This is a genomic window from Pseudoalteromonas sp. McH1-7, from assembly GCF_013366255.1.
GTDB lineage: Bacteria > Pseudomonadota > Gammaproteobacteria > Enterobacterales > Alteromonadaceae > Pseudoalteromonas > Pseudoalteromonas peptidolytica.
On record NZ_JABWPQ010000003.1, the window covers coordinates 243,069 to 262,922 of the forward strand.

A 19,854-nucleotide genomic window follows, 5' to 3' on the forward strand; every position below is an offset into this window, starting at 1 on the left:
AGCCGTATGAATTTAAAAAAGTTGTTATTAGTGGCCTCATTGAGTGCAGGCCTATTTACTCAAGCACATGCTGAGCGTGTAAAACTTGATACTGTTGTTGCCACCGTCAACGACGGCGTTATTTTACAAAGTGAAGTTGACCAAATAATTAACCGTGTAAAAGAACAAGCCGACCAGCAAGGGACCGAGCTTCCAAGTGACAGGACACTTCGCTTACAAGCGATTGATAAGCTCATTGAGCAATCGCTGATGCTACAACTAGGTGAGCGCATGGGTATGCAAATATCTGATGCACAACTTGACCAAACCATTGCCAATATCGCGCAAGACCAAGGTGGCACTATTGCTGATCTACGTCGCTCGGTAGAAGCGAGCGGAGAAAGTTTCCAAGCATACCGTGAAGAGATCCGCAAAGAAATCACCACAAGCCAGGTACGCCGAGCCAGTGTCGACCGCCGTATTTATATCAGCCCTCAAGAAGTGACGAATTTACAAAAAATTCTCAGCGAGCAAACTGGCAACTCCGAGGAATATGACATTGGCCACATTTTGATCAAGATACCAACAAAAGCGACGCCCGAAGAAATTGAGGATGCCCGTCAGCGTGCTGATAACGTAATCAAATTCTTGAACGAAGGCAAAGAATTTAAGCGTATTGCTATCGCCTCTTCAAGTGGTTCAAAGGCGCTAGATGGTGGCCAATTAGGCTGGATGGGTATCAACGAGATGCCAACTTTGTTTGCAGAAGCTATAAAGGGAGCGAAAAAAGACGACATCGTCGGTCCACTGCGCTCAGGCGCGGGTTTCCACATTCTGAAAGTACAAGATATTCGCGGCCGTGAAGTGGTGGAGACAGTCGAAGTACGCTCCCGTCATATCTTAATCAAACCTTCTATCATTTTAAGTGAAGAAAAAGCACGCTCAATGCTTGCTGGCTTTGTTAAGGATCTACGAGCTGGCACCGCAGACTTTGCAGCACTAGCGAAAGAACACTCTGAAGATCCAGGCTCTGCCCTTAAAGGCGGTGAGTACGACTGGACAGATCCAACAACTTACGTACCAGCATTTAGAGATACTTTGTTATCTCTAGAAAAAGATCAAATCAGTGAGCCGTTTAGAAGTACTTTTGGCTGGCACATAGTGCAACTGCTTGATAAGCGCGTTGCAGACAAAACAGAGCAGGCTAAATTAAACCGCGCTCATCGCCTACTATTTAATCGTAAATTTAAAGAAGAAAGCTTTAAATGGATTAAAGAAATGCGTGATCAAGCACATATTGAAATAATGGAAACGGAATAACGACCATGACCCTCAGAATCGCAATTACACCGGGTGAGCCTGCTGGCATAGGTCCAGATCTTGTTATCAAATTGGCTCAGCATGCTTGGCCTGCTCAGTTAGTTGCGGTAGTTGATAAAAGTATCCTAGAAAAACGCGCTAAAGAGCTCAACGAGCAAATCGTACTATTGCCATTTGACAGCACTCAAGCACCACAGCCTGCCCCCGCAGGCGCTATCTACTATTTACAAGTAGATAAAGGTGCTGAGGTGGTTGCTGGTCAACTAGATGAAGCCAATGGCCACTATGTGCTCGAGACGCTTCGTATTGCCTCAGAAAAAAATATGGATGGTACTTTTGCTGCAGTTGTTACCGGCCCTGTGCATAAAGGCATTATCAACCAAGCGGGTATTTCATTTAGTGGCCACACTGAATATTTTGCGCAGCAGTCTGATACTGCCGATGTGGTTATGCTACTTGCAACGGAAGGGCTTCGCGTTGCTTTAGTAACCACTCATATTCCGTTGGCTTATGTATCAAAAGCGATAACCCCTGAGCGTTTGAGCAAAGTGATACATATACTCAACCACGACTTGCAGACAAAGTTTGGTATTGAACAACCACGAGTGCTGGTATGTGGGCTCAACCCACATGCCGGCGAAGGTGGTCACCTTGGCCGAGAAGAAATAGACACGATTGAGCCAACTCTAGAAATACTCAATCAGCAAGGCATGAACTTAGTCGGCCCACTGCCTGCTGATACGCTTTTTCAAGCAAAATATTTAGATAATGCTGATGCAGTGCTTGCAATGTATCACGATCAGGGTTTACCTGTGTTAAAATATAAAGGTTTTGGAAATTCAGTAAACATCACCTTGGGATTACCTTTTGTTCGTACATCGGTTGACCACGGCACTGCTCTTGATTTAGCAGGCTCGGGCGATGTTGAAGTAGGTAGTTTTGAATTAGCGATCCGCGAGGCAATTAAGCTCGCAACCAAAAAAGCACAGAATGCATGACAGATAAAGTACATCTTGGACACAGAGCCCGTAAGCGCTTTGGTCAAAACTTCTTAAATGACAACAGTATTATCGACAAGATAGTAACAGCCATCGACCCAAAACCAGAGGATAACCTGGTTGAGATTGGTCCTGGTTTAGGTGCTATCACTGAGCCTGTGTGTGATTTAAGTGGCCATTTAACCGTTGTAGAGCTTGATAAAGATCTTGCTGAGCGCTTGATCCATCATCCGTTTTTAGGGCCTAAATTAACGGTTAATCAAGGCGATGCAATGAAGTTTGACTTTTCTTCGTTAATCAAAGAAGGAGAGAAGTTGAAGATTTTTGGTAACTTACCTTATAACGTTTCAACCCCTTTGTTATTTCACCTGTTTGAATTTGCAGATCAGGTTGAACACATGCACTTTATGCTTCAAAAAGAAGTCGTTAATCGCATGGTTGCAGGCCCTGGGAGTAAGGCTTTTGGTCGTTTAAGTGTAATGACGCAGTATTACTGCCATGCCATTCCCGTCATTGAGGTACCACCGCATTGCTTTAAGCCTGCACCAAAAGTTGACTCAGCAGTCGTCAGATTGATCCCCAAAGAGGCTTCTCAACGTACAGCCAAAAGTACTAAGCTACTGAATACTGTATGTCTTGAAGCATTCAACCAACGTCGTAAGACGCTGAGAAATAGTTTATCTAACCTGTTAAGTGAAGCGCAGTTACAAGCGTTGGGTATAGATCCTACACTTCGTGCTGAAAATCTGTCGCTGAACCAGTTTATCGAAATTGCAAATTGGCTATATGACAACTCAAACTAAAATTGGCTCACCGATAAAAGTGTCGGTAGAAACCTTTTATGTTGAAGCGCAATCACAGCCTGAAAAGGAAAAATATGTGTTTGCCTATACTATAACTATCAAAAACCATAGCTTGTGTAATGCCAAGCTAGAGAGCCGCTATTGGCTAATTACCGACGCCAACGGCAAAGAAACGGAAGTGGAAGGTGATGGAGTCGTAGGTGAACAACCTACCATCCGCCCCGGTGAAAGCTATCAGTATACCAGTGGTGCAGTTCTCGATACCCCTTTAGGTACAATGGAAGGCTACTACGTTATGCGTAATGAGTTTGGCACCGAGTTTAAAGCACCAATTAATGTATTTAGACTCTCCTGCCCAAATATTTTGCATTAATGCTAATGTGTTTTAATACTTGCTCAATATAAGTGGGCAAGTATGACGCTGACCTTGTCAACGGTTTATCTAAAGCAACTAGGTAACCAGAGCTCGGCAATAGACCACAGGTGAAGTAGCAACATTTTTGCCTCGCCGAGACGGGTGTAGTTGCCTTGGTGATAAAGTCACATCAGGGTAGTACAAGCTCCTCAAAATAGGCAGCTGAGTTAAGTAAATTGGGATAAGGACGCTGTTATTCAGTGCAAGCGGGCTAGCCTGCTTGCCTCGTTGAGGCTCAGCATTAGAATAAACACATTGAGTTATAAAATAGGCGATAGGTAAAGCATGGCAAAATACGCAATTGGAGATTTACAAGGCTGCTTCACCCCACTCATCGCGCTACTTGATCAAGTCGACTTTAATCCAAGCCAAGACCATTTGTACTTTGTCGGCGACATCATCGCCCGAGGCCCTGATCCGCTTGCTTGCCTAGAGTTTCTATATCAACATGCAGACTCCATTAGCGTTACACTTGGCAATCACGACCTCCACTTTTTAGCCTGTCTAGCATTAGGAATGCCACCCAATCCAAAAGACAAATTAGACGCAGTGTTTAACAGCCCTAAATGCCAAAAGTATGCTGACTTATTGCGTGCACAGCCACTGGCTATCTGGCTAGAACAGCAGCAAACTTTGATTTCTCATGCAGGTATTCATCCAAGCTGGAGCATAGAACAAGCGCTAAACTATGCACACTTTGCCGAAGCCAATTATCAATCTACAAAAGCCCCTGAGTTTTACGCCAATATGTACGGCGCTCACCCCGGACTTGAGCTCGATAAGCTCAGTGAACAGGATAAGTTTAAAGCCATTGTTAACGTCTTCACTCGAATGCGCTTTCTTAAGCAAAATGGTGAACTAGACCTAAAAAATAAATCTGGGTTAAAAGATAACGATGGTCTTATCCCTTGGTTTGAATATGGACAAATACCACCAAATACGACATTACTTTTTGGCCACTGGGCGGCATTAGAGGGTGAAACACACCAAAAAAATGTGATTGCACTCGACACAGGATGTGTTTGGGGAGGGGCAATGACCATGATTAACATCGATACCGGTGAAAAGTACCAACAAGCGTAGCCAACCAAAATACCTGCAATGCAATTAAATCGAGATATTGTCCGGTAAAGGTGTCAACTCAAAGCCCAGAGAACTCGACTAACCAGATGTTACTAGCAGAACAACGCGGCTCATACGCATAACCCATGTAATGCTTTACTCTTAATCTGCTCAAGCATAGTGAAAACACCGACTTGAACGGCCCCTTTTCAGGTTCTCCAAGATACAAATTTGTATGTACAGTACCAGCCTGAACACCAAAGGCCATCAAGTTACAAACATAAACGCCTCTATCTTTATTCTATTGACTAACCTATATTCGATAAACAGACCTCCCTTGTGGCAAAATAGTCGCTATTTTTTGTAATCCGACCTTTTTTGCTGAATTTTTTCGTCACATCTGCTATAAAATACTTAACTTATCCGCAATAAATCCGATAAGTATCCGTATTGCATTGTAAATTTTGTAGGACAGCTATGAATTTGACTGTTAGCCAACGTATTTGGGGTGGGTTTATTACCATCACCTTGTTGCTTCTTCTTATCGGGGGTAATTCTTTAATTAGGATTGCAAACATTGACAACTCAACTCAGCAGGTAAACAGCCTCTCCTTACCTGCACTTTCAAAAAGCTCTGAACTCAAAGTTGAGTTCACATTAATGAGCAAGATGGCGCAAGGTAGTTTTTATGCGCGCTCAGAAACAGAGCTTGCGACGCTGAGACAAATGTTTTCTGAGCGTCAGAAGATTTTTGATAAAACATACTCTGAACTCCAACAGGTGGTCGCTTCTAACAACAAACTTGCTTCAAGCAGCAGCGATGTTGGCAAAAGTTACGACGCATTTGTAAAAGCCATGAATAGCCTAGTCACTGAGAAGTCGTCAGAGCTTTCTTTGCGCGATAAGCTCAAAGAACAGTTATCTGATCTTGATATGGCTGCCGAGGATGCCACTATGGTAACGGTAGACATCATCGATTTAGATGGACTAGAGGATAGCGACAAACGCGCTTTTCAAGCAGCAAATAGTCTTGAGAACAACTTTTCTTCTGTGGTTACTAGTGCAAACGATTTAGTCACTGTTGAAGACATCAACACGCTAGAAATCGTTAGAAATGAGCAAAAGTATTTAGTTGAAGAGCTAGGACGAAATATCGACTTGATCCGTGGTCCAGTGACTGCACTTGATAGCGGACTATTCGCAGATCTTGAGGGATATTATACGGCTCTAAAAGATACAGTAACTGGTAGTAACAGTATTGCAGAAAACCAAAAGCGCCTGATACTCGCCCTTGCTGAAACCCAAAAAGAACTTGCAGACGCTGAAAAAACAACACAAGCGGCGCTTTCTCAGCTTGACGATTTGTTGTCAGAAGCAAGCCAAGTCGCGTTCAATTTGCAACAAGGTGTGCGCAGTGACGTCGGTAAAGCTAATTTATGGACTTGGATAGGTATGATGGTGGCGACTATTATGGCTGTCGGTGTTGCATACATTACAGTGAGTCGCATTACCAAGCCTCTTTCTGAAGTAAATCGAGTATTGAATATCGTAGCCAGTGGCGATATGACGCAGCGCTTAGATGATACCGCCAAAGACGAGTTTGGAGAACTTTCGAAAAGCTGTAATACGTTAATCTCGAGTTTACGTGAACTGATCACCGGTATTATTTCTCGTTCAACACAACTGGCTGCGGCCTCAGAAGAAACGTCGACGATTACCACTGAATCGAGTCAAGCGATTAAAAATCAGCAAGCACAGGTTGAGCAAGCAGCTACGGCAACAACCGAGATGAGTAGCACTTCTCATGGTGTGAGCAACAGCGCACACCAAGCGTTGCAAGAAATCAAAAATGCTGACAAAGAAGCTGAACGTGTTAAAGGTATCTCACACGAAAATAAACACACTATTGAACAACTCGCCAAAGAAGTCGACGAGGCATCGCGTGTTATCAATAAACTACATCAAGATAGTGCTTCTATCGGAAGTATTTTGGATGTTATACGAGGCATCGCCGAGCAAACTAACTTACTTGCGCTTAATGCTGCAATTGAAGCAGCTCGAGCTGGAGAACAAGGTCGAGGGTTTGCGGTAGTTGCTGACGAAGTACGCTCTTTGGCAAGTAAAACTCAAGAATCTACACAAGAAATTCAGGCGATGATCGAGTCTTTACAAGCAGGTGCGGAAGAAGCCGTAAGTGCAATGTCGAAAGGTAAACAACAGGCTGAGTCTTGTGTGAACCAAAGTGACCTTGCCAACGAAGCATTGAACTCTATTACTGCAGCCGTTTCACAAGCGCATGATGTAAGTGAAGAAATCGCCAATGCAGCAAACGAGCAGCAGCAAGTAGCACAAGAAATTAGTGAACGCTTAGAGTCTATTGTTACGATTGCTGAGCAAACGGCAGAAGGTGCAAGCCAAACGTCAATTTCAAGCTCTGAGGTGGCGAAACTCGCAGAAGAGCTGCGTTTGTCAGTCGATCAGTTTAAAGTTTAATACCAATTTGAGTTAATACTTGCTCAATTTGAAGGAGTAAATCTGACGCTAACAGCGTTAAAAATTTCTTATTTAGAACAACTAAATAGCAAAATTTTTGCCTCGTTATCGACAAGATTTTCTCGCCTCAAAATAGACCACTTAATTAAGAAAATTGGTATAATTGACGCACGACTTACTGAATAGAATTGCTATAACAATAAAAAAAACCCATGCAATGCATGGGTTTTTTTTATTTCTTTTTAATCGCTTATGCAAATAATGCGTTTGCTTTCTCAACGATGTTTTCGACAGTAAAGCCAAACAGTTTAAACAGCTCACCTGCTGGTGCTGACTCACCAAAGGTAGTCATACCAACGATTGCCCCATTCAACCCTACATACTTGTACCAGAAGTCTTCAATACCTGCTTCAATTGCAACACGGCGTGTTACTGAGCTTGGTAGAACGCTTTCTTTATACTCTGCAGATTGTGCATCGAAAATATCCGTTGAAGGCATAGACACAACGCGTACTTTTTTGCCATCTGCACGTAGTTTATCAGCAGATTCAACCGCAAGTTGTACTTCTGAACCCGTTGCAATCAGGATGATTTCCGGCTCACCATCACAAGACAGTACATAACCACCCTGCTTAATAGCTGCTACTTGCTCAGCAGTACGAGGTTGCTGCTCTAGCCCTTGACGGGTAAATACTAGGGCAGATGGACCATCGGCACGTTCTATTGCTTGCTGCCAAGCTACTGCAGACTCAACTTGGTCACATGGACGCCAGCTTGCAAGATTTGGGGTGGTACGTAAGTTTGCCATTTGCTCAACAGGCTGGTGCGTTGGACCATCTTCACCAAGACCAATTGAGTCATGAGTGTAGACAAAAATACTTCTTTGCTTCATTAATGCAGCCATACGTACCGCGTTACGTGCGTATTCCATAAACATTAAGAATGTTGCACCATAAGGGATAAAGCCTTTGTGTAGCGCAATACCATTCATAATGGCAGACATACCAAATTCACGTACACCATAGAAGATATAGTTACCCGCTGCGTCTTCGGCTGTTAAACCTTTTGACTGATCCCAAAGCGTTAAGTTAGAACCCGCTAAGTCAGCAGAGCCGCCCATAAACTCAGGAAGAATTGGACCGTAAGCGTTTAAGGCATTTTGTGATGCTTTACGCGTTGCAGGATTTGCCGGATTCGCTTGAAGTTCAGCGATATACGCTTCTGTTTTTTCTGACCAATCTGCTGGCAAATCACCTTTCATACGGCGTTCAAATTCAGCGGCAAGCTCTGGGTAGTGCATTTGATACTCAGTAAACTTGATTAGCCATTCGCTTTGTTGGTTCTGACCACGCGCTGTTGCATCCCATTTCGCGTAGATATCTTCAGGAATGTCGAATGCACCGTGCTCCCAACCAAGGAACTCACGAGCAGCTTTGATTTCATCATCACCAAGCGGTGCACCGTGGCAATCGTGGCTGCCAGATTTATTTGGTGAGCCATAGCCAATAACGGTTTTACAACAAATAAGCGTTGGTTTGTCAGATTCAGCTTGAGCCGCTTCAATTGCAGCTTTAATCGCGTCGCTATCATGACCATCAACGTCAGCAATAACATGCCAGCCGTACGATTCAAAACGCTTCGGTGTGTCGTCGCTAAACCAACCTTCAACTTCACCATCGATTGAAATGCCGTTGTCATCCCAAAACGCAATGAGTTTGCCAAGTCCAAGTGTACCTGCCAACGAACATGCTTCGTGTGAGATCCCTTCCATCAAACAACCATCACCTAAGAAGGTGTAGGTGTAATGGTTTACGATGTCATAATCTTCGCGGTTAAACTGCGCAGCTAAGGCTTTTTCAGCAATCGCCATACCTACCGCATTAGTGATACCCTGACCAAGTGGGCCGGTGGTCGTCTCTATTCCTGGTGCATAGCCATACTCTGGGTGACCTGGCGTTTTGGAATGTAACTGACGAAAGTTTTTAATGTCATCGATTGATAAATCATAACCCGATAAATGTAGCAATGAATAAATAAGCATTGAGCCGTGACCGTTTGATAATACAAAACGATCTCTATCAGCCCATTCAGGGTTACTTGGGTTGTGTTTTAGAAAGTCGCGCCAAAGTACTTCTGCGATGTCCGCCATGCCCATAGGGGCTCCTGGGTGGCCAGACTTGGCCTTTTGTACAGCGTCCATGGAAAGAACGCGAATTGCATTAGCAAGTTCTTTGCGAGATGGCATGAATTCTCCTACCTTTAAATGTGTTTCGCGGGGGTTGAGCCCATTCTTACTTATTTATATGGCCTACTGCAACGGCAAAGACCATAAAAAAACAGGTACAGACTGACTTTTTCTGACCATTAAAAAAGATTGAACAATTTTGGACGTCTAGGCGTAAAATAACTAGTCAATGGGTAGGTTTTTTGGTTAGAATACGCCCCTTAATTTTTCGCGCTGTTCCTGATGTTTGTGAAGCGCAATATTTGTGAGCATAAATACAATGGCTAAACATTTATTTACTTCTGAATCTGTTTCTGAGGGTCATCCGGATAAAATCGCCGATCAGATCTCTGATGCGGTTCTAGATGCCATCCTTGAGCAAGATCCAAAAGCACGTGTTGCGTGTGAAACTTACGTTAAAACCGGTATGGTTATGGTTGGTGGTGAAATCACGACTAGCGCTTGGGTTGATATCGAGGAATTAACTCGTAAAACTGTGCGTGAAATTGGTTATACCCACTCTGACATGGGTTTTGATGCGGATTCATGTGCAATCCTAAATACCATTGGTAAGCAATCACCAGACATCAACCAAGGTGTTGATCGTACTCGCCCTGAAGAGCAAGGTGCTGGTGACCAAGGTCTAATGTTTGGTTACGCGTGTAACGAGACTGACGTACTTATGCCTGCGCCAATTACGTACTCACACCGTTTAGTGCAACGCCAAGCACAAGTTCGTAAAGACGGTACATTACCTTGGCTACGCCCTGACGCTAAGTCTCAGGTAACATTTGCGTACGAAAATGGTAAAGCGGTTGGTATCGACGCTGTGGTTTTATCTACTCAACATTGTGATTCAGTATCGCAAGACGACCTAGTAGAAGCAGTGATGGAAACTATTATCAAGCCGACTTTACCAGCTGAGCTTATCACTGAAGCGACTAAGTTCTTCATCAACCCAACTGGCCGTTTCGTTATCGGTGGTCCTATGGGTGACTGTGGTCTAACTGGTCGTAAAATCATCGTAGATACTTACGGCGGCATGGCTCGTCACGGTGGTGGTGCATTCTCTGGTAAAGATCCATCAAAAGTTGACCGCTCTGCAGCGTACGCGGCACGTTATGTTGCGAAGAACATTGTTGCAGCCGGCCTTGCAGACAAGTGTGAGATCCAAGTGTCTTACGCAATCGGTGTGGCAGAGCCTACATCTATCAGCGTTGAAACATTCGGTACAGCTAAGCTTGAGGAATCTCGTCTAATCGAGCTTATCCGTGAACACTTCGACCTACGTCCTTATGGTCTGATCACAATGCTTGACCTAGAACGTCCAATTTATCAACCTACTGCTGCTTACGGCCACTTTGGTCGTGAAGAGTTCCCATGGGAAGCAACAGATAAGGCTGACGCACTACGTGCAGCAGCAGGTCTATAAGCCCTGCTATTCAGAGAAAAGGCGCTATATGCGCCTTTTTTGTTACCCAGACAAAATATGCTCACCCGATAAATACCTCATCAACATCATCTTTTAAGTTTTGATATTCGTCTTCATGAATATTAAGTTCAATCATGACTTTGTCTTTAAACAAGTGCCAATCTGCTGAACTTCTAAAGTGCTTTGCCTCAAAACATAGGTTTTCAGCGAGCTTTAAAGCAGCAAATGTTTGTGCATGCTGTGGGTTTTTTTCTGATTCTTCAAGGTAACTGACATCATGATGACGCAAAATCATTTGGCATATTTCTCTGGGTAAGTGCCATGAGGTTGCTAAAAAATACCCAACCACTGTATGTGGCACTGGATATTTCTGCTGCTCATAATCAATCAGTGTTCGTTCTGGCCTTTCTATTGATAGCTTTATCACCTCAGCGTAGTCAGGATATTTTACCGCCATTGCAGGGATCCCAGCATCATGAAATAGCCCCAGTAATTGTAAATTCTCTAAAGGTAATGAAGACTTTAAGTAGTGACCGACGACAAGTGCAGCCTTTGATATATCAGCTGCATTGTCCCAAAATTGCTGCAGCGAAATGCAGCACTTTGATTGCTCAAATGCGTTTTTAAGCAAATACCCTGTTACCAACTGCGTAATACAAGTTACTCCCAAAAACATCACCGCTTGTCGTATATCTGTAATAGTACGAGCAAGGCCATAGGCAGGTGAATTTATCACTTTTAATACCGCAGCAGACGCACCGACATCTGCAGCAATTATGTTTGCAACAGCAAATAATTCAGGTTCTGATTTTGATAATTCATTTTGAAGTGCTTGCAGAATTTCAGGTTTAGCAGGTAGGTTAAATCCACCACGTAAATCATTTAGCACTTTGTCGTCTATATCGATCATTGGGCTACCTCAGCTTAGATATTCCAAAGTTTAGTTCATCAAGAAATATTTGCAGTATCTCTGTACAAATCACTAGGCTTTGGCGCAAACTAGACAGCTGCTAAACTATGATATGACGAAAATAATGATACAAGGTTACAATTGATGTCGAAAAACAGCCTAACGCCGTTTTTACTGGCTTTGAAAAGCGCAGATATCACCAAAATACAAGCGATGTATTGTCAGTCCACTACTGAGGTAAAAGTAGAAGTACTCAAATTTCTATTTCAAAGCGCACAAAATAATGCCGCCTTGTACGGCCATTACCAAGATATCACAACGCTTTGTCTCCAAGCTGGCGAATTTCCAACGCCGCTACTAGGTGCAATCAATTCGTTGGAAAAGTTCTCTTTTTTCTCGTCTCCTCTTATCCTATCGTCGCAAATTATGTGCAGCAACCAACAGGGAAATACTATTTTGCATATATTCTTATCAACCGTTGCGGCATCGGAAAATAGCCTTAACTATCTAAAAACACTGCTACTGTTCGAAAGTCGAGAAATCTTACAAAGCGCCATTAGTCATAGAAATGACAAGCAGTTGACCCCGCTAGAGTGTTATTTAGCCTTTAATGCCAATATTGATGCACTCGCAATCCAAGAGCTAAGTGCGCTACTAGGGTTAATTGAAGTGGAGCGCAGACAAACCGACATTCAAGCTAGTAATGCCAAGGTCATTGAGTCACATTTACGACAGCAAAATCGATTAAGTGACTATAAGCAGTTTCTCTTGGCGACATACTATAAATCAAACCATTAACAGATTAGCCTGAGATATACTCCGTTGCTGTCATACGGTGATAAGTAACGTTGTTGTGAAATAGATGAACGGGGTTAGGATCAACCACTTCAATTGGAATGTTGTTTTGTCTAGCAATATCTAATGCCATTTGCGTAATGTTCACACTAAACGAAGTACCCATAAATATTATCCGTTCTGCGCTATACATTCTGCGTTGTGCTTCGCTGATCTGATAAAGATCAGTGTAATATTCGTCAAATAACAACACATAAGGCTTTAGTGAGTGACCTTTTTGCGGGCCACTCTTAGGGATCTTAAACACTGCTAACAATGACTCAGCTAACTGACTTTCATCAACGTCATCCCAAGGTGCAGAATAACGCTCAACCGACTCACCTTGAGTATGAAACAACGTTACTTGATCTACTCGACCATGCACAGCGATATACTGTTTGTTTCCTGCCTTACCATCAAGACCATCAATGTTTTGCGTGATAACATTTTTATCACTCAGCCACTGATGTACAGGGTTTGGTCCATGGTTGCGATAGCTAACAAAACGATGGTAATACCACTTTAGAAATTCTCCGGGATTGGATTTATACATCGCGCGAGTAGCCATTTCTTGAGGTGTATAGTTAGCAGAACCTATTGTCCAAAAGCCATCTTCACCTCGAAATGTTGGAATACCGCTTTGCGCGCTGACCCCTGCTCCGGTGATATATAACGTTTTCATTGGTTTACCATCTGTAAAAATCGACTCAACCTAAACACGAGTTATCACAAACTTGATTAGATTAAAGCAAAGTATGCAACCAGCGCAACGATTGCAACCGTCGCTGCAACATACAATGGTAACTTATTGCTAGGCTTCGCTGCTGTTATCGTGTCAACTTGACTATCATGTTGATTTTTTGGTGTGTCAGCAGATTCAGAAACATCCGAAGCTGGCTCACTTGTTTCCGTTGTTTTTGGTTGTGATTCTGGCTCAACGGTTCCATCGAAAGCGCTACAAGGGATTTGCCACTGATACCCTTTACGCGAAAAAGTCTTGATCGCATCATCACCAAACAGCGCTCTTAAATGGCCTATATTTTGAAAAACAACCTGATCAGTCACCTTTCTGTCTGGCCATACTTTTTCTAGTATGTCTTCTTTGCTGTGAATGGTTTGTGGAGCAGATAAAAATAGCTCTAAAATCTGAGCGGGTTTTTGTTTTAGGTTTAGCTTTCGATCATCTTTATAAAGCTTAAGTTCTTTGCTATCAAACAAAAAATCCTTAAAAGCGAATTTCATTTCCCTAGTCCCAACTTGGTCTTAATAACTGTAATAATTATTGTTTTATTTGTGTGTGCTACAACATAGCATTGCATTTATAGCTAAACAGACAACTAAAATATATAGCAATGTTACATCGGTTTACAAATTATTGATAAAATCGAGGGTTAGTATAGAGTGATCATTCAGAAAATCACTACCAAATCCTTAGAATAAATCGAATAGACTATAAACCTAACTGCATATAAGCTTACCACTCAATAACTTGTGAGCTTAGTTATGCTGGTTACTTTCGCTTTTTCTATCGTGTTAATTAAGACTTCATTACTGGGGCTAAGTGGCTTAACGATAGCGCTTGCAGCTTGCTTTTTGTTACTTATTAAGCGCAATATTATTGAGCTGCGCTCAGCGGTTAAGACCAAGTTTTGTCAACTCTATCAAATCGCGCTCATCACCCAGCTACTCGGGTACCTTATCTTGCTCGCCAAATTACTACTTATTGATGGTTGGCACGACCTTCCTTTATTTATAGCCAGCCATATCGTGATCCATCACGTGTGGAGTGCATTTATAGCAGCAACATTAACAGTTATGACGATAGTGAATTATCTCCAGTTAAAAGCCCAACAAAATGCCATTTAGCCAACTAAGACTGTCGCTATTTGTAAAATAAAGGCCATAAAAACAGACGTCTTCTTACATTTTATGACAGCCCTACAACAGACCTTGACAACCGCCCTGCTTATACTGTCCTCAAGTTAACTATAACGGACATTGATTATGAAATTTAACGCGCTCTTATCTGTTGCATTGCTAGCAACAAGCTTATCTTCGTTTGCTGAACAAAGTAATGAAACTCATCGCATTGGTTTGGATATTTCTGGTGGCTCAGCTTCTTATAAAAGTTCCAATCAAGACGGTGACGGTGTTGGTCAAGCCTATTTATATTATAACTATCACTTCACCCCAATTTTCGCTTTAGAGGTAGGATACAACAGTGGAGAAGATCTTGATGACTGGAAATGTAAGGATGAAAACGACCGCAAATTCATCTGCACCCAAAACAATAAAACCTTGTTCGGTTTAGGTGCAAACAACCTCGACTTTGACAACTTTGTCGTTGCCGCGAAAGGCTATTATCAAGTCTCGGACAATAGCTACTTCTACGGTAAATTAGGTGCCAACTATTATGACTACGAGATCACTCAAGGTAATACCAAATTGGTCAGCGATGATGGGATAGGATTTGTTGCAGAAGCGGGCTGGCAATATGACTGGGACAATGGCATGGCAGTTAACCTTGGCTACAAATACCTTGATATGGGTGATTTAGATACCTCTAACTTAGCGTTAGGTATAAGCTATCGATTCTAAAGTAACTCCCCGACCAATAAAAAAGCATGTGACTCTCACATGCTTTTTATGCTCTGTAGCAGCAACCCCTCACTACGCTTTAATCAAACGTTTTTGTAGAATTTGCACCTGATCTCGTGCTTGAGCCGCTTTTTCGAATTCAAGCTCTTTGGCAAACTTCATCATCTGGGCTTCTAGCCTATCGATTTCTTTTGCTATTTCTTTTGCATCCATGGCTGGCATGCCAGGCTTGAACTTAACGTCAATATCTACAACCTGATCGTCTGCAACCTCTTCGCCTAAATCCATCACATCAGTGATCTTTTTGTTCAACGCCGTCGGTATGATGCCATTCGCTTCATTATACGCTTGTTGCTTCTCTCTGCGCCTTTGAGTTTCATCAATGGCCTGACGCATTGAATTGGTGATTCTGTCTCCATATAAGATGGCTTTGCCATGAAGATGACGTGCTGCGCGGCCTATGGTTTGGATCAATGAACGTGTTGAACGCAAAAACCCTTCTTTATCCGCATCCAAAATTGCGACTAAGGAAACCTCAGGCATATCCAAGCCTTCTCGTAGCAAGTTTATACCTACCAACACATCAAACACGCCTTTGCGCAGATCTCGAATGATCTCCATTCGCTCCACCGTATCGATATCTGAATGTAAATAACGTACCTTAACATCATGATCGTTCAAATAATCGGTGAGATCTTCAGCCATTCTTTTGGTCAATGTTGTGACCAGTACTCGCTCATTAACACCTACACGCTGATAGATTTCTGACAAAAGATCATCGACTTGGGTTGCAACTGGTCGCACTTCCACTTCAGGGTCCAGCAAACCAGTAGGACGGATCACTTGTTCCGCAACATCCCCTCTGGATTTGTCCAGTTCATAATCTCCAGGCGTTGCTGACACATATATCGTTTGTGGTGAAATCGCCTCGAATTCTTCAAACTTTAATGGTCTATTATCTAGTGCTGATGGTAATCGAAAGCCATATTCGACTAAGTTTTCCTTTCTACTTCTGTCGCCTTTATACATAGCCCCAACTTGCGAGACGGTAACATGAGATTCATCAATTATCATCAACGCATCGTCCGGCAAATAATCTAGAAGTGTCGGTGGTGGTTCACCCGGAGCTCGTCCCGATAAATAACGACTGTAGTTTTCAATACCAGAACAATAGCCAAGCTCGGTCATCATTTCAATATCGTACTGAGTACGCTGAGCAACCCTCTGCTCTTCTACTAAGCGATTTTTATCCAGTAGTTGCGCTCGGCGTTCTTTTAACTCAAGCTTGATCCGTTCAATGGCATCAAGGATCTTTTCTCTCGGTGTCACATAGTGTGTCTTCGGGTAAATGGTTGCTCGGATCAAATGCTTTTCAACAGCACCTGTTAACGGGTCAAATAGGCTGATCCGCTCAATTTCATCATCAAACATTTCCACTCTAACAGCAATGGTTTCTGATTCAGCAGGGAAAATATCAATGACCTCTCCACGAACACGATATGTGCCTCGACTAAAATCCATATCATTTCGTGTGTACTGTAGTTCAGCAAGCCTTCTGAGCATATCACGCTGATCAATCGTCTCCCCGACTTTGAGTAACAACATCATCTTCATATATGAGTCGGGGTCGCCAAGGCCGTAAATAGCTGAAACAGACGCCACTATAATAGTATCTCTGCGCTCAAGTAGTGCCTTCGTTGCCGAAAGTCGCATTTGCTCAATATGTTCATTAATCGAAGCATCTTTCTCAATAAACGTATCACTCGCAACCACATAGGCTTCTGGCTGGTAGTAGTCATAATAAGAGACAAAGTATTCAACGGCATTATGAGGAAAAAACTCTTTCATTTCGCCATATAACTGTGCAGCCAAAGTTTTGTTATGCGCCATTATAATCGTCGGGCGATTGAGATTATTAATCACATTAGCCATGGTAAACGTTTTACCAGTTCCTGTGGCACCTAGCAGAGTTTGATGCGCAAGCCCACTCTCTAGACCATCGCAAAGCTGAGCTATCGCCGTTGGTTGGTCGCCGTTTGGCTTAAACTCAGAAACCAGCTGAAATTTATCTTCCATTACGCCTCCTTTTGAAGCTCACTTTGCACAATCTCATCAATTGCTTTTTTAAACCAGTTATAAGCTATCACTGCCGTAAACAGATTACCTAAAGCAGCCCCTGCAAATAGCCCAGGTAAGCCTGCGAGCTGGGAGCCGAGATAGGCAATAGGTACATAAAACACAAACAATCGAATAATACTAAGCATGAGTGCATTCATTGGTTTGTGCAAAGCATTAAACGATGAGTTGGTTAAAATGATCACCCCTTGTAAGCCATATCCTAATGGCATGATGTAGATGAATAACTGGATAGTTTCAACGACAGCGGGCTCATTACCAAAAGTATGGCTAATATAGTAGGCGCTCAATACCAATAAGATATACACAAAAAATTGAAAACCGAGTACGAATTTAAGCGTGTGTGTATACGCATCGCGAACACGTTGATAGTGCTTAGCGCCAAAGTTCTGGCTGATAAAAGGGGGTAACGTCATTGATAGCGCTAACACTACAAGGCTTGCTATCGACTCGATACGACTGCCCACACCAAAAGCTGCTACCGCTTCAGGCCCATAACTGGCTATCACCGCCGTCATCACCGCCATCGCTAATGGCGTTAACATGTTCGCCCCCGCTGCTGGTAATCCTATTTTTAGAATTTTTTGCGCCACAGCAAAAAAACTCGCGTATTTTGCAGATAAAGAAATCAAGCGCTTTTTAACAATCAGTAAGTATAGAATAATACTAACGCCCAAGCTCCACGACAACACACTTGCAACCGCAGCCCCCTTAACCCCCATCGGCTCAATAGGCCCAAGGCCAAAGATTAATATCGGGTCCAGCACTGCATTTACTAAGCCGCCAAGAGCCATGATGAGGCTCGGTGTCTTGGTATCGCCACTGGCACGTAAAACCGAATTACCAATCATTGGCGTAATTAGCAAAATAGAGCCGATAAACCACACCGACATGTAATCATGAATAAAAGGCATGACGACCGGACTTGCACCTAGCAAGATAAATATTTCGTCAACAAAGGTGAAACCCAACAGTGAAAGCATCGAAACAAAACACGCCGAAATGATGATTGCAACGGCAGCGTCAAACTTAGCCTCCTCGAGCAAGTTGCTACCCAGCGCTTTAGCAATAACAGCGGAAGTGCCTATTCCTAATCCGATGGCCAAACTAATTACGGTAAAAGTGACCGGAAACGTAAAACTAATAGCGGCTAGCGGCTCGGTGCCGAGCATACTAATGAAAAAGGTATCAACAAGATTGAAGGTCATTAAGGTGATCATGCCGAATATCATTGGGATCGTCATGCGCTTTAACGTTGCCCCAATATCACCATGAAGGATATCATTACCATTGAAATTAGACTTAGCTTGAGTCATAACAACCTATTTCTGATATGTTAAGCGGCTCATTGTATGCTATTCAACACGTTGACGCTATGCAGGATACGTCAACATGGCTGTGCAAAATAAAAATAGCGAATATTTGCCATTAAAACCTAAATAAATATTAAGGGAGTGATGTTTCTTGCTAAGAATTACGAATCCACTAGTTTTGACAAAAAAGTTACAATACCAGCGCTAAAGCAGCATGTTTTTTGCACAGCCCTATGGCTTGAAAGTTCATAAAAGCTTCATACTGAACAACAAATAAACAAAAACTTCCAAATAAATATAACCTGTTGATATTTAAAACATTAAATATTTTTCGAAATTTACTTGCAACCTCTATAGCGCCCTAATTTCATAGTCTTGCAATACTTCTCAAATAATAATAAACAATGTTATCCACAGATTCCGTGGATAAGTCTCGCCAAGCCAATAGAATAAAGGCATCCAGCCTATCCAAAATGCGATCCTACCACTCCCCCAAATGATCGCATTTAGAATCGTAACTGGATCAAATTGGATCTCTATACTAACCTTGACTCAACATTATTGAATATTCAGCAAAAACTTGAAGGGAAATCCATACAAAACATTGTTTTTTATAGGATTAAATGTAACCCTTTGATTTTTAATCTCACAAGGTGGGGATAACAAACTACATATGGTTGCATTCATTACCTGGCCAATACCGCGCCTCACATAGATTATTATGATCACAACTTTGGCTTCCTGACTACAAACCACAGATCGTAAGTAAACATCATAAAATAAGCTGTTAAGCGTATTATTCAAGCAAAACGCTCAAAAAATACATAAAACCCCACTCAATACTGTATATACATACAACATCATTGAGATATGTTAATTTTCTTCACTCATAAATTCTATCGTAAAATTGAAGCCACAGGACAAGAAATGACCTAATAGATAGGAAGAGCTAAAATACGGGCGCGTGATAATTTAGCAGTTTCACTGCTAATAGCGTTAAACTCATAGCGCAAATTTGTACACTGCAATGTCATAAAGTCACAAAAAGACCTCAAATAGTGCATAAATTCATCGCTTAATAGAGTTTTTTACGTTTCTGTGATTTTAGTAGTTGACACCTTGCAATGTCGTCATTAATATTTCGCCCCGTTGAGAGACACGCTTCCCCCTTAGCTCAGTTGGTTAGAGCGACGGACTGTTAATCCGCAGGTCCCCCGTTCGAGTCGGGGAGGGGGAGCCAATTTCTCGCATTTTTGACTATTCCCCCTTAGCTCAGTTGGTTAGAGCGACGGACTGTTAATCCGCAGGTCCCCCGTTCGAGTCGGGGAGGGGGAGCC

General features: G+C 42.6%; 16 protein-coding genes and 2 tRNA genes. 12 read left to right on the forward strand and 6 right to left on the reverse strand.

Features of this window, described 5'->3' with window-relative positions; genetic code table 11:
* The first annotated feature begins 6 nt into the window (after positions 1-6).
* From surA to HUZ36_RS03630, 6 genes are all read left to right on the forward strand, one after another.
* The gene (gene surA, locus HUZ36_RS03605) at positions 7-1,299 is read left to right on the forward strand and encodes a peptidylprolyl isomerase SurA (RefSeq protein ID WP_125251589.1); all 1,293 of its coding nucleotides are present in this window, start codon (positions 7-9) and stop codon (positions 1,297-1,299) included.
* Between the two features lie 5 nt (positions 1,300-1,304).
* A complete protein-coding gene (gene pdxA, locus HUZ36_RS03610; RefSeq protein ID WP_125251588.1) occupies positions 1,305-2,297 on the forward strand; it encodes a 4-hydroxythreonine-4-phosphate dehydrogenase PdxA in 993 nt (330 codons plus the stop codon).
* On the forward strand, positions 2,294-3,100 hold the full coding sequence (gene rsmA / locus HUZ36_RS03615; RefSeq protein ID WP_125251587.1) for a 16S rRNA (adenine(1518)-N(6)/adenine(1519)-N(6))-dimethyltransferase RsmA: 807 nt from the start codon (positions 2,294-2,296) through the stop codon (positions 3,098-3,100). Before pdxA ends, rsmA begins: the two co-directional genes overlap by 4 nt.
* Positions 3,084-3,473 (forward strand): Co2+/Mg2+ efflux protein ApaG, encoded by a 390-nt coding sequence (gene apaG, locus HUZ36_RS03620; protein WP_125251586.1) that lies wholly within the window; start codon positions 3,084-3,086, stop codon positions 3,471-3,473. Before rsmA ends, apaG begins: the two co-directional genes overlap by 17 nt.
* A 327-nt stretch (positions 3,474-3,800) precedes the next feature.
* Positions 3,801-4,598, forward strand: a complete 798-nt coding sequence (locus HUZ36_RS03625; RefSeq protein WP_147390807.1) for a symmetrical bis(5'-nucleosyl)-tetraphosphatase — start codon at positions 3,801-3,803, stop codon at positions 4,596-4,598.
* A gap of 456 nt (positions 4,599-5,054) precedes the next feature.
* Positions 5,055-7,070 carry a methyl-accepting chemotaxis protein gene (locus HUZ36_RS03630; protein WP_176032016.1) on the forward strand — a complete coding sequence of 672 codons (2,016 nt, stop codon included), beginning with the start codon at positions 5,055-5,057 and terminating at the stop codon, positions 7,068-7,070.
* Positions 7,071-7,320: 250 nt separating this feature from the next.
* Here HUZ36_RS03630 and tkt read toward each other — a convergent pair whose 3' ends face one another.
* Positions 7,321-9,315: a transketolase gene (gene tkt / locus HUZ36_RS03635; RefSeq protein WP_125251583.1), complete on the reverse strand. Its 1,995-nt coding sequence runs from the start codon at positions 9,313-9,315 to the stop codon at positions 7,321-7,323.
* A gap of 259 nt (positions 9,316-9,574) precedes the next feature.
* Here tkt and metK point away from each other — a divergent pair, with 259 nt between their 5' ends.
* Positions 9,575-10,726: a methionine adenosyltransferase gene (gene metK / locus HUZ36_RS03640; protein ID WP_125251582.1), complete on the forward strand. Its 1,152-nt coding sequence runs from the start codon at positions 9,575-9,577 to the stop codon at positions 10,724-10,726.
* 61 nt (positions 10,727-10,787) lie between these two features.
* Here the strand turns inward: metK and HUZ36_RS03645 are convergent, their stop codons facing one another.
* Entirely contained in the window at positions 10,788-11,636 is an 849-nt protein-coding gene (locus HUZ36_RS03645; protein WP_125251581.1) for an HDOD domain-containing protein, read from the reverse strand.
* Between the two features lie 144 nt (positions 11,637-11,780).
* On the opposite strand from HUZ36_RS03645, the gene HUZ36_RS03650 reads away from it, so the two are divergent.
* Positions 11,781-12,434 carry a hypothetical protein gene (locus HUZ36_RS03650; protein WP_176032017.1) on the forward strand — a complete coding sequence of 218 codons (654 nt, stop codon included), beginning with the start codon at positions 11,781-11,783 and terminating at the stop codon, positions 12,432-12,434.
* A 4-nt stretch (positions 12,435-12,438) separates the two neighbouring features.
* Here HUZ36_RS03650 and HUZ36_RS03655 read toward each other — a convergent pair whose 3' ends face one another.
* Positions 12,439-13,152, reverse strand: coding sequence for an SIR2 family NAD-dependent protein deacylase (locus HUZ36_RS03655; protein WP_176032018.1), 714 nt, complete (start codon positions 13,150-13,152; stop codon positions 12,439-12,441).
* Between the two features lie 56 nt (positions 13,153-13,208).
* Complete coding sequence (locus HUZ36_RS03660; RefSeq protein ID WP_176032019.1) at positions 13,209-13,712, reverse strand: winged helix-turn-helix domain-containing protein; 504 nt, start codon at positions 13,710-13,712, stop codon at positions 13,209-13,211.
* 261 nt (positions 13,713-13,973) lie between these two features.
* Here HUZ36_RS03660 and HUZ36_RS03665 point away from each other — a divergent pair, with 261 nt between their 5' ends.
* Both HUZ36_RS03665 and HUZ36_RS03670 read left to right on the forward strand, forming a co-directional pair.
* The gene (locus tag HUZ36_RS03665) at positions 13,974-14,336 is read left to right on the forward strand and encodes a hypothetical protein (RefSeq protein ID WP_176032020.1); all 363 of its coding nucleotides are present in this window, start codon (positions 13,974-13,976) and stop codon (positions 14,334-14,336) included.
* Positions 14,337-14,474: 138 nt separating this feature from the next.
* A complete protein-coding gene (locus HUZ36_RS03670; RefSeq protein WP_125251576.1) occupies positions 14,475-15,068 on the forward strand; it encodes a porin family protein in 594 nt (197 codons plus the stop codon).
* A 72-nt stretch (positions 15,069-15,140) separates the two neighbouring features.
* Here HUZ36_RS03670 and uvrB read toward each other — a convergent pair whose 3' ends face one another.
* Positions 15,141-17,144, reverse strand: coding sequence for an excinuclease ABC subunit UvrB (uvrB, locus tag HUZ36_RS03675; RefSeq protein WP_125251575.1), 2,004 nt, complete (start codon positions 17,142-17,144; stop codon positions 15,141-15,143).
* Complete coding sequence (locus HUZ36_RS03680) at positions 17,144-18,520, reverse strand: MATE family efflux transporter (protein ID WP_128732452.1); 1,377 nt, start codon at positions 18,518-18,520, stop codon at positions 17,144-17,146. The genes uvrB and HUZ36_RS03680 overlap by 1 nt, the downstream gene beginning before the upstream one ends.
* Before the next feature lie 1,160 nt (positions 18,521-19,680).
* On the opposite strand from HUZ36_RS03680, the gene HUZ36_RS03685 reads away from it, so the two are divergent.
* Positions 19,681-19,757, forward strand: a tRNA-Asn gene (locus HUZ36_RS03685).
* Between the two features lie 21 nt (positions 19,758-19,778).
* Positions 19,779-19,852 (forward strand) — tRNA-Asn (locus tag HUZ36_RS03690).
* Positions 19,853-19,854: the final 2 nt, after the last annotated feature.